This window comes from Flavobacterium macacae (assembly GCF_003865365.1).
Lineage (GTDB): Bacteria > Bacteroidota > Bacteroidia > Flavobacteriales > Flavobacteriaceae > Flavobacterium > Flavobacterium macacae.
Map to the genome: position 1 here is coordinate 1 of NZ_RQVR01000041.1, position 3006 is coordinate 3006.

General features: G+C 37.5%; 1 protein-coding gene. It reads right to left on the reverse strand.

Annotated elements, in window-relative coordinates:
• A partial coding sequence (locus tag EG849_RS15670) for a beta strand repeat-containing protein (protein WP_394336498.1) occupies window positions 1-3006 on the reverse strand: 3006 nt, incomplete at both ends.

Below are 3006 nucleotides of genomic sequence, written 5' to 3' on the forward strand. Positions count from 1 at the left end.
TTGGCACAAGTAAAATTAGTGATATCTAAAGTCAAAGTTGCAATTCCACAATTATCAAAAGAAGCGTTGTTGATTTGAGCTGGAGTGATTGCTACCTGGCCATTTATTCCTAATTGAACAGTAATGTTTTGAGAAATTGCCGCTGGAGCAATCAAATCTTGAACAGTCACGATTGCAGTTCCTGTTGAAACATTTCCGTTTACGTCTGTTACTGTTAATGTTACAGTATTTGGACCAACATTGGCACAAGTAAAGCTTGCAATATCTAAAGTATATGTTACAATTCCACAGTTGTCAAATGAACCATTGTTGATTTGAGCTGGAGTGATTGTTGCTTGACCGTCTGCACCTAATTGAACTGAAATATTTTGTGTAATTACTGTGGGAGCCATTGTATCAGCTACATTAATAAATGCTGTTGCTGAAGCGTAATTTCCGTTAACATCAACTGCAAATAAAGTTACTGTTGTTGTAGTTCCGATTGAAGCACAGTTAAAGAAAGTCTGAGACAATCCAAGTGTTTCGATACCACAATTATCAAAAGAGCCATTATTTACTTCGGCTGTTGTCAATGTATATTCTCCGTTAGCATTCAAATGCACAGTAATATTTTGCGCAATTACCGTTGGAAGAATATTGTCTTCAACAGTTACCACTGCTGTTGCAGTCGAAACATTTGCGTTTATATCAGTTACGGTAAGAATTACAGTGTTTAAGCCTACGTTTACGCAAGTAAAATTAGTGACATCTAACGTCAAAGTTGCAATTCCACAATTGTCAAAAGAACCGTTGTTGATTTGAGCTGGAGTGATTGCTACCTGGCCATTTATTCCTAATTGAACAGTAATATTTTGAGTAATAACAATTGGAGCAATCAAATCTTGAACAGTCACGATTGCCGGTGCAGTCGAAATATTTCCATTTACATCGGTTACCGTCAATGTTACTGTATTTGCACCAACATTGGCACAAGTAAAGTTTGCAATATCTAAAGTATATGTTGCAATTCCACAGTTGTCAAATGAACCATTGTTGATTTGAGCCGGTGTAATTACGGCTTGACCGTTTGCATCTAACTGAACTGGAATATTTTGAGTAATAACAGTTGGAGCAATCAAATCTTGAACAGTCACGATTGCTGTTGCAGTACCAATATTTCCGTTTACATCTGTTACGGTAAGAATTACTGTATTTGGACCAACATTCGCACAAGTGAAATTCGTCACATCTAATACATAAGTCGCAATCGAACAATTATCTGTCGAACCATTGTTGATTTGAGCCGGAGTGATTGTAGCCTGACCGTTTGCATCTAATTGAACTGAAATGTTTTGAGTAACAACAGTTGGAGCAATTAAGTCTTGAACAGTCACGATTGCTGTTGCAGTCGAAACATTTCCGTTTGCATCAGTTATTGTCAAAATCACGTTGTTTGCACCAATATTGGCACAAGTGAAAGTCGTGACATCTAAAGTTGCCGTCACATTTCCACAATTATCAAACGAACCATTGTTGATTTGAGCTGGAGTGATTGCTACTTGACCATTTATTCCTAATTGAACAGTAATGTTTTGCGCAATCGCTGTTGGAAGAATAACATCTTGAACGGTCACGATTGCAGTTCCTGTTGCAACATTTCCGTTTACGTCTGTTACTGTCAATGTTACTGTATTTGGACCAACATTGGCACAAGTGAAATTAGTTGCATCTAAAACATATGTAGCAATTGAGCAATTATCTGTCGAACCATTGTTGATTTGAGCCGGTGTAATTACAGCTTGAGCGTTTGCATCTAACGGAACTGAAATATTTTGAGTAATAACAATTGGAGCAATCAAATCTTGAACAGTCACGATTGCTGTTGCAGTCGAAACATTTCCATTTACATCTGTTACCGTCAATGTTACTGTATTTGCACCAACATTAGCACAAGTAAAATTAGTGATATCTAAAGCATAGCTTGCAATCGCACAGTTATCTATCGAACCATTGTTGATTTGAGCCGGTGTAATTACGGCTTGACCGTTTGCATCTAACTGAACTGAAATATTTTGCGTAATTACTGTTGGAAGAATAACATCTTGAACAGTCACGATTGCTGTTGCAGTTGAAACATTTCCGTTTGCATCAGTTATTGTCAAAATCACGTTGTTTGCACCAATATTGGCACAAGTGAAAGTCGTGACATCTAAAGTTGCCGTCACATTTCCACAATTATCAAACGAACCATTGTTGATTTGAGCTGGAGTGATTGCTACCTGGCCATTTATTCCTAATTGAACAGTAATGTTTTGCGCAATCGCTGTTGGAAGAATAACATCTTGAACGGTCACGATTGCAGTTCCTGTTGCAACATTTCCGTTTACGTCTGTTACTGTCAATGTTACTGTATTTGGACCAACATTGGCACAAGTGAAATTAGTTGCATCTAAAACATATGTAGCAATTGAGCAATTATCTGTCGAACCATTGTTGATTTGAGCCGGTGTAATTACAGCTTGAGCGTTTGCATCTAACGGAACTGAAATATTTTGAGTAATAACAATTGGAGCAATCAAATCTTGAACAGTCACGATTGCTGTTGCAGTCGAAACATTTCCATTTACATCTGTTACCGTCAATGTTACTGTATTTGCACCAACATTAGCACAAGTAAAATTAGTGATATCTAAAGCATAGCTTGCAATCGCACAGTTATCTATCGAACCATTGTTGATTTGAGCCGGTGTAATTACGGCTTGGCCGTCTGCGTCTAACTGAACTGAAATATTTTGCGTAATTACTGTTGGAAGAATAACATCTTGAACAGTCACGATTGCTGTTGCAGTTGAAACATTTCCGTTTGCATCAGTTATTGTCAAAATCACGTTGTTTGCACCAATATTGGCACAAGTGAAAGTCGTGACATCTAAAGTCAAAGTTGCAATTCCACAATTGTCAAAAGAACCATTGTTGATTTGAGCTGGAGTGATTGCTACCTGGCCATTTATTCCTAATTGAACAGTA